Annotated in this window: 20 protein-coding genes; 15 read left to right on the top strand and 5 right to left on the bottom strand. The window is 63.4% G+C overall.

Translation table 11 applies throughout. The features are described from left to right. Nucleotides 1-4 precede the first annotated feature (4 nt). The 15 genes from pheA to V6E02_RS02685 all read left to right on the top strand — a co-directional run bounded on the left by pheA (nucleotide 5) and on the right by V6E02_RS02685 (nucleotide 14,868). Nucleotides 5-1,072, top strand: a complete 1,068-nt coding sequence (gene pheA / locus V6E02_RS02755) for a prephenate dehydratase (protein WP_347306893.1) — start codon at nucleotides 5-7, stop codon at nucleotides 1,070-1,072. A gap of 63 nt (nucleotides 1,073-1,135) precedes the next feature. Continuing rightward, a complete protein-coding gene (gene hisC, locus V6E02_RS02750) occupies nucleotides 1,136-2,254 on the top strand; it encodes a histidinol-phosphate transaminase (RefSeq protein WP_347306891.1) in 1,119 nt (372 codons plus the stop codon). Further along, nucleotides 2,251-3,267: a 3-deoxy-7-phosphoheptulonate synthase gene (aroF, locus tag V6E02_RS02745; RefSeq protein WP_347306890.1), complete on the top strand. Its 1,017-nt coding sequence runs from the start codon at nucleotides 2,251-2,253 to the stop codon at nucleotides 3,265-3,267. The genes hisC and aroF overlap by 4 nt, the downstream gene beginning before the upstream one ends. A 52-nt stretch (nucleotides 3,268-3,319) precedes the next feature. Beyond that, nucleotides 3,320-4,180 carry a prephenate dehydrogenase gene (locus V6E02_RS02740; RefSeq protein WP_347306888.1) on the top strand — a complete coding sequence of 287 codons (861 nt, stop codon included), beginning with the start codon at nucleotides 3,320-3,322 and terminating at the stop codon, nucleotides 4,178-4,180. A gap of 25 nt (nucleotides 4,181-4,205) precedes the next feature. Next, nucleotides 4,206-6,167, top strand: coding sequence for a bifunctional 3-phosphoshikimate 1-carboxyvinyltransferase/cytidylate kinase (locus tag V6E02_RS02735; protein WP_347306886.1), 1,962 nt, complete (start codon nucleotides 4,206-4,208; stop codon nucleotides 6,165-6,167). A gap of 134 nt (nucleotides 6,168-6,301) precedes the next feature. After that, nucleotides 6,302-8,035, top strand: a complete 1,734-nt coding sequence (gene rpsA, locus V6E02_RS02730; protein ID WP_347306885.1) for a 30S ribosomal protein S1 — start codon at nucleotides 6,302-6,304, stop codon at nucleotides 8,033-8,035. A gap of 16 nt (nucleotides 8,036-8,051) precedes the next feature. Then, on the top strand, nucleotides 8,052-8,366 hold the full coding sequence (locus tag V6E02_RS02725) for an integration host factor subunit beta (protein WP_347306883.1): 315 nt from the start codon (nucleotides 8,052-8,054) through the stop codon (nucleotides 8,364-8,366). 81 nt (nucleotides 8,367-8,447) lie between these two features. Continuing rightward, nucleotides 8,448-8,738, top strand: a complete 291-nt coding sequence (locus tag V6E02_RS02720; RefSeq protein ID WP_347306881.1) for a lipopolysaccharide assembly protein LapA domain-containing protein — start codon at nucleotides 8,448-8,450, stop codon at nucleotides 8,736-8,738. A gap of 12 nt (nucleotides 8,739-8,750) precedes the next feature. Continuing rightward, on the top strand, nucleotides 8,751-9,935 hold the full coding sequence (gene lapB, locus V6E02_RS02715; protein WP_347307105.1) for a lipopolysaccharide assembly protein LapB: 1,185 nt from the start codon (nucleotides 8,751-8,753) through the stop codon (nucleotides 9,933-9,935). Between the two features lie 5 nt (nucleotides 9,936-9,940). After that, nucleotides 9,941-10,654, top strand: a complete 714-nt coding sequence (gene pyrF, locus V6E02_RS02710) for an orotidine-5'-phosphate decarboxylase (RefSeq protein ID WP_347306879.1) — start codon at nucleotides 9,941-9,943, stop codon at nucleotides 10,652-10,654. Then, nucleotides 10,651-11,973, top strand: a complete 1,323-nt coding sequence (locus V6E02_RS02705) for a UDP-glucose dehydrogenase family protein (protein WP_347306877.1) — start codon at nucleotides 10,651-10,653, stop codon at nucleotides 11,971-11,973. Before pyrF ends, V6E02_RS02705 begins: the two co-directional genes overlap by 4 nt. An 11-nt stretch (nucleotides 11,974-11,984) precedes the next feature. Next, nucleotides 11,985-12,908, top strand: a complete 924-nt coding sequence (gene rfaE1 / locus V6E02_RS02700) for a D-glycero-beta-D-manno-heptose-7-phosphate kinase (protein WP_347306875.1) — start codon at nucleotides 11,985-11,987, stop codon at nucleotides 12,906-12,908. A gap of 22 nt (nucleotides 12,909-12,930) precedes the next feature. Beyond that, nucleotides 12,931-13,941, top strand: a complete 1,011-nt coding sequence (rfaD, locus tag V6E02_RS02695; RefSeq protein ID WP_347306873.1) for an ADP-glyceromanno-heptose 6-epimerase — start codon at nucleotides 12,931-12,933, stop codon at nucleotides 13,939-13,941. A 13-nt stretch (nucleotides 13,942-13,954) separates the two neighbouring features. Beyond that, a complete protein-coding gene (locus V6E02_RS02690) occupies nucleotides 13,955-14,185 on the top strand; it encodes a hypothetical protein (protein ID WP_347306871.1) in 231 nt (76 codons plus the stop codon). Nucleotides 14,186-14,433: 248 nt separating this feature from the next. Continuing rightward, nucleotides 14,434-14,868 (top strand): hypothetical protein, encoded by a 435-nt coding sequence (locus V6E02_RS02685; RefSeq protein ID WP_347306869.1) that lies wholly within the window; start codon nucleotides 14,434-14,436, stop codon nucleotides 14,866-14,868. A 371-nt stretch (nucleotides 14,869-15,239) separates the two neighbouring features. Here V6E02_RS02685 and V6E02_RS02680 read toward each other — a convergent pair whose 3' ends face one another. From V6E02_RS02680 to V6E02_RS02660, 5 genes are all read right to left on the bottom strand, one after another. Next, on the bottom strand, nucleotides 15,240-15,674 hold the full coding sequence (locus V6E02_RS02680) for a GlcG/HbpS family heme-binding protein (protein WP_347306867.1): 435 nt from the start codon (nucleotides 15,672-15,674) through the stop codon (nucleotides 15,240-15,242). Beyond that, nucleotides 15,671-16,795 (bottom strand): hypothetical protein, encoded by a 1,125-nt coding sequence (locus V6E02_RS02675; protein WP_347306866.1) that lies wholly within the window; start codon nucleotides 16,793-16,795, stop codon nucleotides 15,671-15,673. Before V6E02_RS02675 ends, V6E02_RS02680 begins: the two co-directional genes overlap by 4 nt. Nucleotides 16,796-16,804: 9 nt before the next feature. After that, nucleotides 16,805-17,527, bottom strand: a complete 723-nt coding sequence (locus tag V6E02_RS02670; protein WP_347306864.1) for a UDP-2,3-diacylglucosamine diphosphatase — start codon at nucleotides 17,525-17,527, stop codon at nucleotides 16,805-16,807. 61 nt (nucleotides 17,528-17,588) lie between these two features. Further along, nucleotides 17,589-18,086, bottom strand: a complete 498-nt coding sequence (locus V6E02_RS02665) for a peptidylprolyl isomerase (RefSeq protein ID WP_347306863.1) — start codon at nucleotides 18,084-18,086, stop codon at nucleotides 17,589-17,591. Next, nucleotides 18,034-18,693 (bottom strand): peptidylprolyl isomerase, encoded by a 660-nt coding sequence (locus V6E02_RS02660; RefSeq protein WP_347306861.1) that lies wholly within the window; start codon nucleotides 18,691-18,693, stop codon nucleotides 18,034-18,036. The genes V6E02_RS02665 and V6E02_RS02660 overlap by 53 nt, the downstream gene beginning before the upstream one ends. Between the last annotated feature and the right edge of the window lie 87 nt (nucleotides 18,694-18,780).

The raw sequence follows: 18,780 nt of genomic DNA, 5'->3' as shown, positions 1-18,780 counted from the left end.
TTTCATGTCCGACGCCTTGCAAACCCTGAGACAGCGCATCGATGCCGTCGATGACGAACTGCTGCGCTTGCTTGCGCAGCGCGCGCGGCTTGCCCAGGAGGTGGGGCGGCTCAAGCAGGGTAACCTGTTCTATCGGCCGGAACGCGAGGCCCAGGTGCTACGCCGGATCAAGGCCGCCAACCCAGGCCCTCTGTCGGACGAGGCGGTGGCGCGCCTTTTTCGCGAGATCATGTCGGCCTGTCTCGCTTTGGAACAGCCGCTCAGAGTGGCTTATCTCGGCCCGCCCGGCACCTTCAGCCAGGCGGCGGCGGTGAAACATTTCGGGCACGCCGCACAGACGGTGGACTGCCCGTCCATCGACGACGTGTTCCGTCAGGCGGAGGCGGGCATGGTGGATTACGCCGTGGTGCCGGTGGAAAACTCCACGGAAGGGGCCATCGGGCGCACCCTCGATCTGCTGCTCGACACATCGCTTAAGATCTGCGGCGAGACGGTGGTGCGCGTGCACCAGTGTCTGCTGCGACGCGAGCCGGTGCGCGAGGGCATCGAACGCATTTATTCCCATCCACAGTCGCTCGCCCAATGCCACGAATGGTTGAACCAACACTTACCTGGGGTGGCGCGGGTGCCGGTTTCCAGCAATGCCGAAGCCGCGCGGCTTGCGGCTGCGGAGCCGCAGGCGGCGGCCATCGCCGGCGAGATGGCGGCAGAGATCTATGGCCTGACGCTGCTGGAGCGCAACATCGAGGACGATCCCAACAACACCACGCGCTTTCTCGTGCTGGGCCGTCACGATGCCGCGCCTTCCGGGCAAGACAAGACATCGCTGGTCATGTCCGCGCCCAACCGCCCGGGCGCGGTGTATGAGCTGCTCGGGCCTTTTGCCCGGCACGGCGTGTCCATGACCAAGCTGGAGTCGCGGCCCTCGGGTACCGCGCTGTGGGACTATGTGTTCTACGTGGACGTGGAAGGCCACCGGGAAGAAGAGCCGGTGGCACGCTCACTGTCGGAACTGAAAAACCTCGCCTCCTTGCTGAAAGTGCTGGGCTCCTATCCGGTGGCCGTGTTGTGAGGCGTAAGGTGTAGAGTATCGTGCCTGCCAATGACTCCTGCGTGATGCGACGCCTGAATCGAGATGGAACTTTGTGATCTTGCGCCAGCCTATGTCCGGGCCATTGCCCCCTATCCGCCCGGTAAGCCCATCGGGGAGCTGGCGCGAGAGATGGGGCTTAATCCTGCGGAGATCGTCAAGCTGGCTTCCAACGAAAACCCCTTAGGGCCCAGCCCGCTCGCCCTGGAGGCCGTGCAACGCTGCCTGCCGGAACTGGCTCGTTATCCCGATGGCGCAGGCTTCGAGCTGAAGACAGCGCTAGCGGCCCACCATGGTGTGACCGTGAACCAGATCGTGCTGGGCAACGGCTCCAATGACGTGCTGGAATTCGCCGCGCGCGCCTTCCTCGGGCCCGGCACTTCTGCTGTCTTTTCCCAGCATGCCTTCGCCGTCTATCCCTTGGCGGCGCAGGCGGTGGGGGCGCGCGCCATCGAGGTGCCGGCGCGGGATTTCGGCAACGATCCCGTGGCCCTGCTGGAGGCGATCGAGGATGATACGCGCGTCGTTTTCCTGGCCAACCCCAACAATCCCACCGGCACGCTGCTTGCGCCGCAGGCGTTGCTGCATTTCATCGAGCAGGTGCCGCGGGAAGTGCTGGTGGTGCTCGACGAAGCGTACTATGAATACCTGCCGGCGGAAGTCGCACCGCCCAGCACCACGTGGCTTGCGCGTTTTCCCAACCTCATGCTCACGCGCACGTTTTCCAAGGCCTACGGTCTAGCGGGATTGCGGGTGGGCTATGCGCTATGTCACCCGGACGTGGCGGACATGCTGAACCGGGTGCGGCAGCCGTTCAACGTGAGTACGGTGGCGCAGGCGGCAGCGCAGGCGGCCCTTGGCGACAGCGAGCATCTTACGCGCAGCATCACCATCAACCGCGTGGGCATGGCACAGATCACCACGGGGCTTACGCGGCTCGGACTCGCCTGGATTCCCTCCTACGGAAACTTCCTGAGCTTTTGCATTGGCAACGCCACCGCCATGTATCAACGCCTGCTCAGACGCGGCGTGATCGTCAGGCCGATCGCCAACTATGGGCTGCCCGAGTATTTGCGGGTGAGCATTGGCCTGGAACGGGAAAACGAACGGTTTTTGACGGCGCTTGCCAGCGCCCTCGAAGAACAGCGAAAGGAAACGGCATGATCATCGTGATGGAAAACGGGGCCACCGAAGAACAGATCGAAGCGGTGGTGCGCAAGATCAAGGAATATGGCTGCGAGGCCAATGTCTCGCGCGGCACCGAGCGCACGGTGATCGGCGCCATCGGTGATGAGCGCAGAATCGACCAGGAGGCCATCGACGCCCTGCCCGGGGTTGAGCAGTCCATGCACATCGTCAAGCCCTACAAGATCGTGGCGCGGGAGTGGCATCGCGAGAACACCGTCATCGACATCCGCGGCGTGCCCCTGGGCGGCAACCAAATCCAGGTGATCAGCGGGCCCTGCTCGGTGGAGACTCAAGAACAGATGGATGAGTCCGCCCGCTTCGTCAAGGAAGCGGGCTGCCGCCTGATGCGTGGGGGTGCCTTCAAGCCGCGCACCAGTCCCTATACCTTCCAGGGACGCGGCGTGGAGGGCCTGGCCATGTTTCGCAAGGCGGCGGACAAATACGGGTTGCCCATCGTCACCGAGCTGATGGACGTGCGCATGCTGGACACCTTCCTGGAATACGACGTGGACGTGATCCAGATCGGCACGCGCAACATGCAGAACTTCGATCTGCTCAAGGAGGTGGGACGCATCAACAAGCCGGTGATCTTAAAGCGCGGCATGGCGGCGACCATTTCCGAATGGCTCATGGCCGCCGAGTACATCGCCGCCGGCGGCAATCACAACATCATCTTTTGCGAGCGTGGCATCCGCACTTACGAGACCGCCTACCGCAACGTGCTGGATGTGACTGCCGTGCCGGTTTTGAAGAAGGAGACCCATTTGCCGGTGATCATCGATCCTTCCCATGCTGGCGGCAAGGCCTGGATGGTGCCGGCGCTGGCGCGCGCGGCGATCGCCGCCGGCGCCGATGGCCTGCTGGTGGAATCCCATCCGCGGCCATGCGAAGCCTGGTGCGACGCCGACCAGGCTTTGAGCCCAGAGGAACTAAAGAGCCTGATGGGCGAGCTCAAGGGCATTGCCAACGTGCTGGGGCGGTCGCTTTGAGTCGCGTCTCCGGCGTTCCTTGTTTCGCGTCGCCTCGCAAGCGGCCGCACCCATGATCGGCCAGCTGGTCGTCTTCGGGGTCGGCCTGATCGGCGGCTCTTTCGCTCTGGCATTGCGCCAGGCTGGCATGGTGCGTCATATCGTCGGCTTTGGCCGTAGCGCGGAGAATCTGGCAGCAGCGCGCGCCGCCTCGGTGATCGACGAGATCGGCGGCGATCCCGCCGCGGTGCGGGATGCCGATCTTGTGGCGCTGGCTGTGCCGGTGGGTCAAATGGGGGCGCTTTTGGCGGCGATCGCGCCCCATCTGGGCACGCGCACGGTGGTGACCGACATGGGTAGCACCAAACAGAACGTGGTGGCCTTGGCGCGTGCCCATCTCGGTGCGCATCTGCCGCGTTTCGTGCCGGGCCATCCCATCGCTGGGGCGGAGAAAAGCGGTGTCGAGGCGGCACGCGCCGACCTGTTCCAGCAGCGCACCGTCATCCTCACCCCGCTGCCGGAGACCGACCCGGCGGCATGCCGGCAGGTGGCGCAACTATGGGCCGCCTGTGGCGCGCAGGTGGCGGAGATGACGGCCGCCGAGCACGATGCCCTATTCGCCGCAGTGAGCCACCTACCCCATGTGCTCGCCTTTGCCCTGGTGGATTACATCGCACAACGCGCCGATGGCGCGCGCCTGTTCTCCTTCGCGGCGAGTGGCTTCCGCGATTTCACCCGCATCGCCGCCAGCTCTCCGGAAATGTGGCGCGACATCTGCCTGGCCAACGGGCAAGCGCTGCTGCGGGAAATCGCCGGCTATGAAGCCGAGCTGGCCCGCATCAAGGGCCTCATCGAGGCGGGTGATGGCGCGGCGCTGCTCGAGGTGTTCCGGCGGGCGCGCGATGCCCGTGAAGCCTGGCTGAAAGGGCAGTGAGGCCAAAGCCTAGGTATAAGCGAACATGGAATATCTCGACCTGGAACCCATCGCGCGGATGGCCGGCAGCGTGGTGCTGCCGGGCTCCAAGAGCATTTCCAACCGCACACTGCTGCTTGCCGCCCTCGCCGAGGGTGTGACCGAGATCAAGGGGTTATTGGACTCGGACGATACGCGCGTGATGCTGAAAGCCTTGCGTCACCTGGGTGTCGCGTGGGAATGGGGTGGCAGCCGCGACTGCCGCGTAACGGGGGTGGCGGGCCGCTTCCCGGTGCAGGAAGCCGAGTTGTTCCTGGGCAATGCCGGCACCGCCTTCCGGCCACTGACGGCGGTGCTGGCGCTGTCCCAGGGGCGCTACCGCCTGGTGGGGGTTCCCCGCATGCACGAGCGCCCCATCGGCGATCTGGTGGAAGCCCTGCGCCAGCTGGGGGCGCGCATCGATTATCTTGGGCAGGAAGGCTACCCGCCCTTGGCCATCCACGAGGCGCGGCTAAAGGCGCATGGCCGAGTGCGCATCCGCGGCAACGTCTCGAGCCAGTTCCTCACCGCACTGCTCATGGCCCTGCCACTCATCGGAAAGACCACCACCGTGGAAGTGGTGGGAGAACTCATCTCCAAGCCCTACGTGGAGATCACCCTCAATCTCATGCGCCGCTTCGGGGTGGAGGTGGTGCGGGACGGCTGGCAGCTGTTCCGGGTGGTGGGCGGCAGCCGCTACCAGAGTCCTGGGGTCATCCACGTGGAGGGCGATGCCTCCAGTGCCTCCTATTTCCTCGCGGCGGGCGCCATCGGCGGCGGACCGGTGCGTGTCTTGGGGGTGGGGCGCGACAGCATCCAGGGCGACATCCGCTTCGCCGACACCCTGGCGCAAATGGGCGCACTGATCCGCATGGGCCCGGACTGGGTCGAGGCCTGCGGGCCGCGCCGGCTCAAGCCCCTGGATGCGGATCTCAATCACATTCCGGACGCCGCCATGACCGTCGCGGTGGCGGCACTGTTCGCTCCCGGCACCACCACCATCCGCAACATCGGCAGCTGGCGCGTGAAGGAGACCGACCGCATCGCCGCCATGGCCGCCGAGTTGCGCAAGCTAGGCGCTACCGTGGAGGAAGGGCCGGATTTCCTGCGCATTACCTCACCCGCGCATGGACTGACTGCCGGCGCGGTGATCGAGACCTACGACGATCACCGCATGGCCATGTGCTTTTCCCTGGTGGCGCTGGGCGGCGTGCCGGTACGCATCCTGGATCCGGGCTGCGTGGCCAAGACCTTTCCCAACTATTTCGAGGTTTTCCTGGGTTTGCGCCAGCCGGACGTGCCGGTCATCGCCATCGACGGTCCCTCCGCCTCCGGCAAGGGCACGGTGGCGCAGCGGGTGGCCGAGCGATTGGGCTTCCATTATCTCGACAGCGGCGCCTTGTATCGGCTGGTGGCCCTCGCGGCGCTGCGCGCGGGTGTGGCCTGGGACGACGAGGCGGGGCTTGAGCGCCTGGCACAGGAACTTAAGGTGCGCTTCGACGCTGGCCGGGTATGGTTGGGAGACGAAGAGGTGACGGATGCCATTCGTAGCGAGGAAGTGAGTCGAGGGGCCTCTAGCGTTGCCCAATGGCCTGCGGTGCGCGAGGCCTTGCTCGACCGGCAACGGGCCTTTCGGCAGCCGCCGGGGCTGGTGGCGGACGGGCGCGACATGGGCTCGGTGGTGTTCCCGGATGCTCGAGTCAAGATCTTCCTCACGGCAAGCCCCGAGGTGCGCGCCCAGCGACGATATAAGCAGTTGATGGAAAAAGGAATGTCTGCTAACATCCAAACTCTTTTGCAGGACATTCGGGCGCGCGACGCACGGGATTCCCAGCGCAGTGCCGCCCCTCTGCAGAAATGCGCGGATGCAAGCCTGCTGGATACCAGCGATCTCACCATCGACCAGGCGGTCGAAGCGGTGCTAAAGCAGTATCGGGCCTCATCCGGGCCGGGTGTCGCCGGCGGGTAGCGGAAAACGGACGAACCAGGCGCGTGAATAGCACGTGCCGCTGGGTGCGTTTTTCTTTTCCTTAATCCACGCTTGCGACGTTGTGTGAACCAACCCGTCTTCGACCAAAGGACGGCTTTTTCAGGTACCAATTCATGATGGCGACTTCCCAAACTACCGCAAGCCAGGCTGCGCCCAACAGCAACGAAAGCTTTGCCGCCCTGTTCGAAGAATCCCTTGCCCGCCAGGAAATGCGCGTGGGCGAACTCATCACCGCCGAGGTGGTGGCCATTCAAGGCGACGAGGTCATCGTCAACGCCGGTCTGAAATCGGAGAGTGTGATTCCAGCCTCCGAGTTCCGCAATGACCGCGGCGAACTCGAAGTGAAAGAAGGCGACTTCGTCACCGTGGCCATCGAGGCATTGGAAGACGGTTACGGCTCCACCCGCTTGTCGCGCGAGAAGGCGAAGCGCATTGCTGCCTGGCAGGAGCTGGAACAGGCCATGGAGAACAACCAGCTCGTCAAGGGTGTGATCACTGGCAAGGTGAAGGGCGGCCTGACGGTGATGATCAACGGCATCCGCGCCTTCCTGCCGGGCTCCCTGGTGGATGTGCGTCCGGTGAAGGACACGACGCCGTACGAGGGCAAGGAATTCGAGTTCAAAGTCATCAAGCTGGACAAGAAGCGCAACAACGTGGTGGTGTCGCGCAAGGCCGTGCTGGAAGCCACACTCGGTGCCGAGCGTCAGGCGCTGCTGGAAAATCTCAAGGAAGGCATGGTGGTGAAGGGCATCGTCAAGAACATCACCGACTACGGCGCCTTCGTCGATCTCGGCGGCATCGACGGCCTGCTGCACATCACCGATCTGGCCTGGCGCCGTGTCAAGCATCCTTCCGAAGTGCTGGCCGTGGGCGATGAAGTGGAAGCGAAGGTGCTCAAGTTCGACCAGGAGAAAAATCGTGTCTCCTTGGGCCTCAAGCAGCTGGGTGATGATCCCTGGGTCAATATTTCCCGCCGCTATCCACCCGGTACCCGCCTATTTGGCAAGGTGACCAACCTCACCGACTACGGCGCCTTCGTCGAGATCGAGCCTGGCATCGAAGGTCTGGTGCATGTCTCCGAGATGGACTGGACCAACAAGAACGTGCATCCCGCCAAGGTGGTACAGGTGGGCGACGAAGTCGAGGTGATGATCTTGGAAATCGACGAGGAACGCCGCCGCATTTCCCTGGGCATGAAGCAGTGCAAGCCCAATCCCTGGGAAGAGTTCGCCGCCAATTACAAGAAGGGCGACAAGGTCAAGGGTCAGATCAAGTCCATCACCGACTTCGGCGTGTTCATCGGTTTGCCTGGTGGCATCGACGGGCTGGTGCATCTGTCCGATCTGTCCTGGTCGCAGCCCGGTGAGGAAGCCGTGCGCAACTATAAGAAGGGCGATGAGGTGGAGGCCGTGGTGCTGGCCATCGATCCCGAGCGCGAGCGTATCTCCCTGGGCATCAAGCAAGTCGAGGGCGATCCCTTCAACAACTACGTGATGAGCCACGACAAGGGCGCCATCGTCAAGGGCACGGTGAAATCCTTGGACGCCAAGGGCGCAGTGATCCAGCTCGCCGACGACGTGGAGGGCTATCTGCGTGCCTCCGAGGTCTCGCGCGATCGCGTGGAGGACATCCGCACCCATCTCAAGGAAGGCGACGAGGTGGAGGCCATGATCATCAGCGTGGACCGCAAGAACCGCAGCATCAGCCTGTCGATCAAGGCCAAGGAAGCGGCGGAAGCGGCGGAAGCCATGCAGAAGATGGCCAGCGACCAGTCCGCCAGCAGCGGTACGACCAATCTCGGCGCCCTCCTCAAGGCCAAGCTGGATACCAAGAGCAGCGACCACTAAGAGCCGGGGGTCGGCCATGACCAAATCGGAACTCATCATGCGGCTGTCGGCGCGGTATCCCCAGCTGGTGGCCAAGGATGCTGAACTGGCGGTGAAGACCATCCTGGATGCCATGGCCAAGAGCCTGTCCGAGGGGCAGCGCATCGAGATTCGAGGTTTTGGTAGCTTCAGTCTCAATTACCGGCCACCTCGGATCGGGCGCAATCCCAAGACGGGGGGGCGGGTGGAAGTGCCGGCCAAGTACGTGCCCCACTTCAAGGCTGGCAAGGAACTTCGGGACCGAGTGGACAACCGCAAGCGGCTCGCTTCCGGGGAAAGCCAGCAGACGTGAAAACGCCGTGATGGTCCCAGGCGGCAGCGTCGTGAGATGGTGCCGCCTTTTCTTTGCCGCTCGATCGAAAGAGGGAAAGCCATGCGTTTCGTGACGCCCATACTGGGCGTGTTCCTATTCCTGCTGGCCGTCGGCTTTGCCGCCAAGAACAGCGAGGTCGTGACGGTGCGCTATTACCTGGGCGCGGAGTGGCAGGCCCCGCTGGTGGTGGTGCTATTGGTGGTGTTCGTGCTCGGTGTGGCGGCGGGGGTTGCGGCGAGTTTCTCTTATCTCCTGCGTAGCCGGCGCGAAATCCTCGCTCTCAAACGTGAACTGCGCAGCCGCAACCAGGAAGCCCCCCGCGCGCAGGAAGCCCAGGGCAACGGGACCTGAGGGTCGATGGGCGTGGATTTTGAATACTGGTGGCTACTGGCCTTCCCCTTCTTTTTCTTGCTGGGCTGGGTGGCCGCGCGCATCGACATTCGGCACGTGATTTCCCAGTCGCGCCAGCTGCCGGAGTCCTATTTCAAGGGCCTCAATTTTCTCCTCAACCAGCAGCCGGACAAGGCCATCGAAGCCTTCACCGAAGCGGCGCGCGCCGACAGCGAAACCGTGGAGCTACACTTCACCCTGGGCGGCCTGTTCCGGCGCCGGGGCGAGGTAGAACGCGCCATCCAGTTGCACCAAGGACTGGTGGAGCGCCCGGATCTGGGCCAGGAGCAACGTCTGGCAGCGCAACTGGAGTTGGGACAGGACTTCCTCAAGGCGGGGCTTCTGGATCGCGCGGAACAACTGTTCAACACCTTGCTGCCCACGCGCTATGCCGAGGCGGCGCGGCGCGCCCTGATGGAGATCTACGTTCAGGAGAAGGACTGGGACAAGGCGATTGCGATGGCGCGCGCATTGGCGGAAACCTCGGCGGCGGCCTTCGTGGTGGAGATCAGCCAGTTCCATTGCGAAAAAGCGGCGGCCATGGCGGTGGAGGGCCGTTTCGAGGCGGCGCGAACGGAACTTGAGCGAGCCCTCGAAGTCAACCGGCGCAACGTCCGCGCCACACTGCTCGCCGGCGATTTTGCCGTGGCGGAGAAACGGCCAGAGGAGGCGATCGTCGCCTGGAAGCGGGTGGAGGCGCAGAATCCGGACTATCTCCCCCTGGTGGCGGACAAGCTCCTGGCCTGCTACCGGGATCTGAAGCGAATCCAGGACGCCGCCCTCCTGCTCAAAGGCTGGCTGGCCAACTACCCTAGCGTAGATCTTTTCGGCGCGGCGTTTCAGGCGGTGCTGGAGGCGGAGGGTAGTGAGGCGGCTTACCGGCTGGGGCGCGAGGAGCTGCGCCGCAATCCCACCCTGCTTGGGCTGGAAAAGCTCTTGGAAGCGCAGCTCTATGAGGCAGCGCCGGATGCACGCCAGGACCTAGAGACCATTCGCAACCTGGTGCATCAGCATGCGCGCCGCCTGGCGTTTTTTCAGTGCGATGGCTGCGGCTTCAAGGCACGTCAGTTCTTCTGGCGCTGTCCTGCCTGCGGCGGCTGGGAAACCATGCCGCCGCGCCGTCTGGAAGAACGTCAGGCCCAAGCCCCGTACGCCTGAAGCCCATGTCGAGCCAACCCGATCCCCGCATCATCGTTGCCTTGGATTACTCGGCCGCTGCGCCGGCACTGACACTCGTCCGGCGCCTGGACCCCACCCGTTGTCGCCTGAAGGTCGGCAAGGAGCTGTTCACCGCCGCCGGACCTCGGCTAGTGGAGCAACTGGTGTCTGCGGGCTTCGGCGTGTTCCTCGACCTCAAGTTCCATGACATTCCCAACACCGTGGGGGCGGCTTGCCGCGCCGCCGCCGGCCTGGGGGTGTGGATGATCAACGTGCATGCCCTGGGTGGGCGCGCCATGCTCACTGCGGCGGCGGAGGCGCTCGCCGGGCTACCCAATGCGCCCCATCTGGTGGCGGTCACAGTGCTCACCAGTATGCGGGCGGCGGATCTCCTGGAGGTGGGGGTGAGCGATACGCCGGAAGAGGCGGTCGAGCGCCTGACTCGCCTTGCGCGCGACTGCGGACTCGCCGGTGTGGTATGTTCGGCGCGGGAGGCGGCCGCCCTGCGTGCCAGGCACGGGCCCGGGTTCCTGCTGGTCACACCTGGGATTCGGCCAGCGGGTGACAAGGCACACGATCAGGTGCGCATCGCCACGCCGGCCGAGGCGGTGCGCGCCGGCGCGAGCCATCTGGTGATCGGCCGACCGATTACCCAGGCGCCCGATCCCCTTGCGGCGCTGACACGAATCGAATCGGAAATCGAAGGGATGTTGCCATGAAAATCACCATCATCGGCACTGGCTACGTGGGCCTGGTGACCGGCACCTGTTTGGCCGAAGTGGGTAACGAGGTCATGTGCCTGGACGTGGATACGCGCAAGATCGAGCTGCTCAATCGAGGTGGTATTCCCATCTATGAGCCAGGACTGGAAGATCTGGTCAAGCGGAACGTGGCGGCGGGGCGGCTGCACTTCACGACGGACGTGGCCAAGAGCGTGGCCTTCGGCCAGGTGCAGTTCATCGCCGTGGGCACGCCACCGGACGAGGATGGCTCGGCCGACCTGCAATACGTGGTGGCAGCGGCCCGCAACATCGGCCGCTACATGGACGATTACAAAGTGATCGTGGACAAGTCCACCGTGCCGGTGGGCACGGCCGACAAGGTGCGGGCCGCGGTGCGCGAGCAACTCGCGCGACGCGGCGTGGACATTCCCTTCTCGGTGGCTTCCAATCCGGAATTCCTCAAGGAAGGCGCCGCGGTGGAGGACTTCATGCGTCCCGATCGCATCGTCATCGGTACCGACGACGCGCGTGCGCTGGAGATCATGCGTACCATCTACGCGCCCTTCCAGCGTAACCACGAGCGCCTCATCGCCATGGACATCCGTTCCGCGGAGCTCACCAAGTATGCCGCCAATGCCATGCTTGCCACGCGCATTTCCTTCATGAACGAGCTGGCGCTGCTGGCGGAGAAATTGGGCGCCGACATCGAGCACGTGCGTCAGGGCATCGGCTCCGACCCGCGCATTGGTTATCACTTCCTCTATCCCGGCGTGGGCTATGGCGGCTCCTGCTTTCCCAAGGACGTGCAGGCTCTGCAGCGCACGGCCGCGGAGCATGGCGTTACTTTGCGCGTGATCAACGCCGTGGAGCAGGCCAACGAGCACCAGAAACAGGTGCTGCTCAATAAAATCAAGGGCCGTTTCGGCGACGATCTTTCCGGGCGCCGGTTCGCCCTCTGGGGACTGGCCTTCAAGCCCAATACCGATGACATGCGTGAGGCACCCAGCCGCGTCATCATGGAAGGCCTGTGGCGGGCGGGGGCCACGGTGCGTGCCTACGACCCGGTGGCCATGCACGAAGCGCGTCGCATCTACGGCGACGAGCCGCGCTTGGCCTACGCGGATTCGCCCATGGAGGCGCTCGACGGCGCGGATGCCCTGGTGATCGTCACCGAATGGAAGGTGTTTCGCAGCCCCGATTTCGATGCGATGCGTGCACGCCTGCAACAGCCAGTGATCTTCGACGGCCGCAACCTTTACGAACCCAAAGTCGTGCGCGAGGCGGGCTTCGAGTATTTCCCCATCGGCAGACACTAAAGGGGCAGTCTGTGCGGCAGGACATTCTGCAACGGGCGCGCGTGCTGGTAGTGGGCGACGTCATGCTGGACCGCTACTGGTTCGGCGAGGTAAGCCGCATCTCGCCGGAGGCACCCGTGCCGGTGGTGCGCGTGACCGCTAGTCAAGATCGGCCGGGGGGGGCTGCCAACGTGGCACGCAACATCACCGCTTTATCGGGCCAGGCATGGCTGTTGTCGGTAGTGGGCGCGGATGAGGCGGGTAGCACTCTGCGCCGACTGGTGGAGGCAGAAGGGGTGCAGGCCTTTCTGCACACCGATGCCAGTATCTCCACCATCATCAAGCTACGGGTGGTCGGTCGCCAGCAGCAGCTTCTACGCATCGATTTCGAGACGCCACCCAGCCATGAGATCCTCGCCGCCAAGCTCGCCGATTACGAACGCATGCTGGAGAGCTGCGACGTGGTGGTGCTGTCGGACTACGGGAAGGGCGGCCTGATGCACATCGAGCGCATGATCGCCCTGGCCCGCGAGGCTGGCAAGCCGGTGCTGGTGGACCCCAAGGGGGATGATTACGCACGCTATCGAGGTGCTACGCTGCTCACGCCCAACCGGGCCGAGTTCCGCGAGGTGGCCGGCAGCTGGAAGAGCGAGGAGGAGTTGGAACGCAAGGCCCACGCCCTGTGCCACGAGCTGGAACTGGATGCGCTGCTCGTCACCCGCAGCGAAGAGGGGATGACCCTGTTCCGCAATGGCCAGCGCCTGCACGAACCGACCCAGGCGCGCGAGGTGTACGACGTTTCGGGCGCGGGCGACACGGTGATCGCGACACTCGCACTCATGCTGGCTTGCGGCGCGGAGCTGGAACAGGCCATGCGCACCGCCAATCGCGCCGCGGGCATCGTGGTGGGCAAGCTGGGCACGGCGGTGGTGCACCACCACGAACTGTTCGGCTAAAGAAGCGACTCGAGGAGATTCCATGTATTACATCGTCACCGGCGCAGCCGGCTTCATTGGCGCCAATATCGTCAAGGCCCTCAACGAGCGGGGTGAGACCGACATCATTTGTGTGGACAATCTCACCCGTGCCGACAAGTTCCGCAACCTGGTGGACTGCGAGATCGCCGACTACATCGATAAGCAGGCCTTCCTCGACATGCTGCTGGACGGGGCATGGGAAGGGGAAGTGGCGGCGGTGTTCCATGAAGGCGCTTGCTCCGACACCATGGAGACCGATGGGCGCTACATGATGGACAACAACTACCGCTACACCGTCACCTTATTCGAGCACTGCCAGGCGGAAGACATCCCTCTGCTCTACGCCTCTTCCGCCAGCGTCTATGGCAGCGGTCTGGTCTTCCGCGAGGAACGGCAGTTCGAAGCGCCGCTGAATGTCTATGGCTACTCCAAGTTTCTGTTCGATCAATACCTGCGCCGGCATTGGCGGCAGCTCACCAGTCAGGTGGTGGGCTTTCGTTACTTCAATGTCTATGGGCCCCGTGAGCAACACAAGGGACGCATGGCCTCGGTGGCTTATCACTTCTTCAACCAGTACCTGGCGGAAGGCAAGGTCAGACTGTTCGAAGGCTGCGCCGGCTATGGCAACGGCGAGCAACGTCGCGATTTCGTCTCGGTGGAAGACGTGGTCAAGGTCAATCTCTACTTCCTCGACCATCCGGAATATTCCGGCATTTTCAATGTGGGCACAGGCCGTTCCCAAACCTTCAACGATGTTGCTGTGACCACCATCAACGCCTGTCGGCGGGCGCGGGGCGAACCCCCTCTTACCCTTGCTGAGCTGCACAGCCGCGGTATCATCGAATACATTCCTTTTCCCGAGGCGCTCAAAGGCAAATACCAGAGCTTCACCGAGGCGGACATTTCCAGTCTGCGCAATGTGGGCTACCAGGAACCGTTCCTCACGGTGGAAGAGGGTGTTACGCGCTACGTGGAATACCGCCTTGCCCGGGGTGAAGGCCAAACCAACTGAATGGAGAGCAGTCATGCCGTACTTCGTGTACCGAATCGAGAACCTGCCTATCCGCCGTCTTGAAAAACTCAGCGTGTTCGAGGTGTTCAAGGAAGCCAGCGCCTTCGCCAAGCAGCAGCGTGCGAGCCAGACGCTGCCGGAGGGCGTGATCATCAAAGTGATTTACGCCGAAAACGAGTTGGTGGCCGAGGATTTGCTCTCCCAGGTGCGCGAGGCGCCGCCACGCATCGGCGACGATTACTGAGGCACGCGTCGTGTAAACCGATCGTACCCATTAGACCGGCGCGTGCCCCATGGACTCCACTCTAGATGGCATCCAACACCGTTTTTTGAGATGCCACCCGCCTACGGGGGTGCAGACGGCGCCATCCGGCCCGGCGCGCGCTCGACCTCTCGGTCAGGTGTGCAACCTGGCCTGCGACCGCCTTACCCAACCTAGTCGCGCCTGGGACCACTCCCATCCTGCGTCCTAATGTCTGGGTTTAAGCTGGCATGTACGACGAGAACGCTTACCGCCAGACCTATTCCGAGATCAATCCGCTAAAGTGCGTGTTCGAGCGCAGCATGTTGCGGCGTTGCGTGGATTGTGAGCTGGGGGTGCGGCGCAATATCGCCGAACGGGAGGCGGTGGGATGTCGTGACCAGGCCGCGCATGCCCTGTGCGTTGGGTTCAAGGAGAGGCTCAAGCACGCCGCCGTGTTCGTGCTCAAGGTGACCCACCCGGACGATCCCTTGCCCCACGCCAAAGAACTCAAGCTCCAGTGCGGTGGCCTGGCGGGCCTGAGGGCGTGTCTGGGGGAGGAAGGCATGCCCCAGGTGGTCGCCGACCTAAAAGCCGCCCTGGCTCGCTACGGCAGTCTGGACGCGCTGCCCTACCAGGAGATGCTGCCCGCCATCCGCGGCTTCGAGGCACGGCCGCGGCGCTGAGGGGGCGCTGCGATTGCGGCTCAAGCTGCTCCCACGAGCGCCTGCCACAAATTTCCTGCAGCCCTGTGGGCGGCGCTTTAGCGGCGACATCGGCGCCTTCGAATGCCGAAACTTCGTTTTCGCTTGCTTGCCTGTCTAGCGGATAGATGTTGGTCGCTAAAGGCCGTGCGCCGCACGTCTGGTCATCCTCGTGGTCCCAGGAAAATGGACGTGAATACTCTGGATTCCCGCTTTCGCCGCAATGACGTTTGACTTACGCAGCCTGTCAGCGACTTTCGTAAAGCTCAACAGGACGCGTGGATGAATGTCATGTGCAGCGCAGTGGATTGGGCACGCGCCGGTTGCATGGATAATCTGGGTTCAACGGCCTGTTAGGTGATTTTCGCTAGGCGTGCGGCGCCGGCTTGGGCGATCAGTCCGTCCTGCTCGGAGGTGACGCCGCTCACGCCGATGGCTCCTACGACTTCGCCTTCCACCACGAGGGGCAGTCCACCCTCGACCGGGGTCACGCCCGGCAGGCCGAGTACCGCATGGCGGCCGCCGGCCAGCGCGTCTTCCCAGGCCTTGCTCGGGCGCTTGAAGGCCAGCGCCGTGAGGGCCTTGGCCTGCGCGACCTGGATGCTGCCGATCTGAGCGCCGTCCATACGGGACAGAACGATCAGATGACCACCGTCGTCCACTACAGCGATCACCACTTTCCAGCCACGGCGTCTGGCATAGCTTTCCGCGGCGGCGGTGATCTTGCGCGCCGCGGCAAGGGCAAGGGTGCGTTTGGTCAGTAAGGATAGGGGCGTCTTTTCGTTCATGCGTGAGATGTCTTGGTACGCAGCGCCAAAGCGCGTCGTTTCTCGTAGGCCTCACGGGCAATGGCCACATCCTCGAGGAAACCCGGCAACTCTTCCAACGTGAGAGCTTGAGGCCCGTCCACCAGGGCTTTGGCGGGTGCGGGATGGAAATCCACCAGGACCATGTTGGCTCCCGCGATTACCCCCTGGGCCACCGCGTGCTGGATGTCCAGAATGCCGTCCGGGTCGGCCCCGCGCGAGCCGACGGAATGGGAGGGGTCGATGCACACCGGCATGCGGGTCAAGCGCTTGACCACAGGCACGTGGGCGAAATCGACGAAATTGCGGTGGGGATCACCCATGTTGGTCTTCATGCCGCGCAAACCGAACACCACCTTACGGTTGCCCTCCGAGGCGAGATACTCGGCGGCGTTCAAGGATTCATCCAGCGTGATGCCGAAGCCGCGCTTGAGTAGCACCGGAAAGTCCTGCTGGCGCCCGACGATCTTGAGTAGCTCGAAGTTCTGTGTGTTGCGGGTGCCGATTTGAAGCATCACACCAGTGGCATTACCGGTGGCATCGAGGGCTTCGCGAATCTCCTCAATATGGGATTCGTGCGTCACTTCCATGGCGATTACCTTGATGCCATACTTGCCCGCCAGCTCGAATACGTAGGGCAGACAGGCTTTGCCATGGCCCTGGAAGGAATACGGGCTGGTGCGTGGCTTGTAGGCGCCCATGCGGGTGCACACCTGGCCGTGGGCATGCAGTGCCTTGAGCATGAGTTCCACGTGCTCCCGCGTGTCCACTGCGCACAGACCGGCGAAGATGTTGAGATTGTCCTGGCCAAAGCGCACGCCGTTGTACTCGAAATGAGTAGGACGGCTATCGTCCTTGTGCCGTCCCAGCACACGGTATTCTTCTGACACGCGTACCACCCGTTCCACGCAGGGGAGGCTTTTCATGTAGTCGATGGAAAGGGCGGCGGTGTCACCAATCAGATAGATCTCGGTGAGCCGCTGGTGCGCACCCTGTTCGTGGTGGATGCGATACGCCACGTTGGGCAGGCGGTCGAGGTAGTCCAGGAGCTGGCGGTACTCAGGCGCGTGCAGGTCCACGTTGGGGGTGAGGATCAAGATCATGGTGGTTTGTCACAAGGTTAGGACATGCAAGGAGCAGCCACTGGGATCGCAGCGCAGATAGCCGCCCTGCTCGTACCAGTCCGGTAACACCCAGCGTTCGCAGAGCATATCATCCACCTGGTGGGTATGATGCCCCGGGCGGTGGGTGTGGCCATGGATCAGGCGAGGTGTTGCGTGGCGGTGCAAAGCCGCCGCCACTGCCTGCGGATTGACGTCCATGATGGCCGCGGGCTTACCGGCTTTCTCCGTCTCGCTTTTGGCGCGCAGGGCCGCAATCTGGGCCTTGCGCACCGCGAGGGGCTGGGCGAGAAAATCGGTCTGCCAGCGTGTGTTGCGCACCTGGGCGCGAAAGCGCTGGTAGTCGGTGTCGTCGGTGCAGAGGGTGTCCCCATGCATGAGCAGCGTGGGCGTGCCGTGGAGCGTGACCACGCTGGGATCCGGCAGCAGCTGCGCGCCGCTGGCATGGCAAAATGCGGCGCCGAGGAGGAAATCCCGGTTGCCATGCATTACGTAGAGGCGAACACGCCCTGCGGTGCGCGCCAGGGCGGCGACGATGCGGGCATTGAAGGGGTCGGTCAGATCGTCGTCCCCCGCCCAGTATTCGAACAAGTCGCCGAGGATGTAAAGTGCTTCTGCGCCGTTGGAGGCATGCGTGAGGAAACGCTCGAATAGGGCGGTGATCGCCGGACGTTCGGGCGACAGATGCAGATCGGAGATGAACAGGGTGGGCACGGCGGGGGATGCGCGGTAGGGGAAGGCCGGACCCTGGTGCGGCCGGCCCCACCTGTCAGACTCACACGACTTCGGCGTTTTCGATCACCACGTCTTCCAACGGGACATCCTGGTGGCCGGCACGGCTGCCGGTGCGCACCTTCTTGATCTTGTCTACCACGTCCCGGCCTTCGATCACCCGTCCGAACACGCAATAGCCCCAGCCCTGGGGGGTGGGCGCGGTGAAGTTCAAGAAATCGTTGTCGGCCACGTTGATGAAGAACTGGGCGGTGGCCGAGTGGGGGTCCGGCGTGCGTGCCATAGCGATGGTGTAGGCCTCGTTCTTGAGGCCGTTGTCTGCCTCGTTGTGGATGGGCGCGCGCGTAGGCTTCTGTACCATGCCTGGCGCAAAACCCCCGCCCTGGATCATGAAGCCGTCGATCACCCGGTGGAACAGCGTGCCGTTGTAATGACCGCTTTTCACGTATTCCAGGAAGTTGGCCGTGGTGAGCGGCGCTTTGTCGGCATCAAGTTCCAGCAAGATGCGGCCGAGGTTTGTGTCGAGTCTGACCTTTGCCATGGGTTTTTCCTTTGGGTTGGGAAGGAGAAGCGGAAGGGGCGGCTGGCAGCAACGCCACTTTTTGGATCACCACTGGCTCCAGCGGCACGTCTTCTTTGAGGGGGCCGGCGGCACCGGTCGGCAGGGCGGCAATCTTTTTCACGACCTCGAAGCCGCTTACCACCTTGCCGAACACGCAGTAGCCATAATAGTCTGGGTCGTCCTTGTAGTGGTTGAGGAACTTGTTGCTGTCTAAGTTGATGAAGAACTGCGAGGTGGCCGAATCGATGTCGCGCCCGCGCGCCATGGCAACCGTCCAGGCTTCGTTGGTAAGCCCGTTCTTGGCCTCGCTGGGAATGGGCGGCAAGGTGGGCTTGGCGGTGAAATCAGGCGTGAAAGCACCGCCTTGGACGATGAAGTCGTTCACCACCCGATGGAAGATGGTGCCTTCGTAAAAACCGCTCTGCACATAGTTGAGGAAATTGGCCACCGTCAGCGGCGCCTTGTCGGGATAGAGCTCGAGCACGATGTTGCCGTGACTGGTCATGAACTCTACGCGCGGGTTGGCCGCGCGCGCGGGCAGGACACAGGCGAGCAACAGGGCGAGGGATGCGAGAATCCATTTCATGGCAGCCTCCTTTGCGACTGGAACTGGAACAGGCGACTGTTTTATCCCAGCAGCCCGGCGCTGACAATTACCAAAAGTTCGCCTTGC

Origin of the sequence: Thiobacter sp. AK1 (assembly GCF_039822265.1) — a bacterium.
In the GTDB taxonomy this organism is placed as follows: domain Bacteria; phylum Pseudomonadota; class Gammaproteobacteria; order Burkholderiales; family Thiobacteraceae; genus Thiobacter; species Thiobacter aerophilum.
The sequence above is the reverse complement of the archived record's forward strand: the minus strand, read 5'-3'. Positions and strand labels throughout refer to the sequence as shown.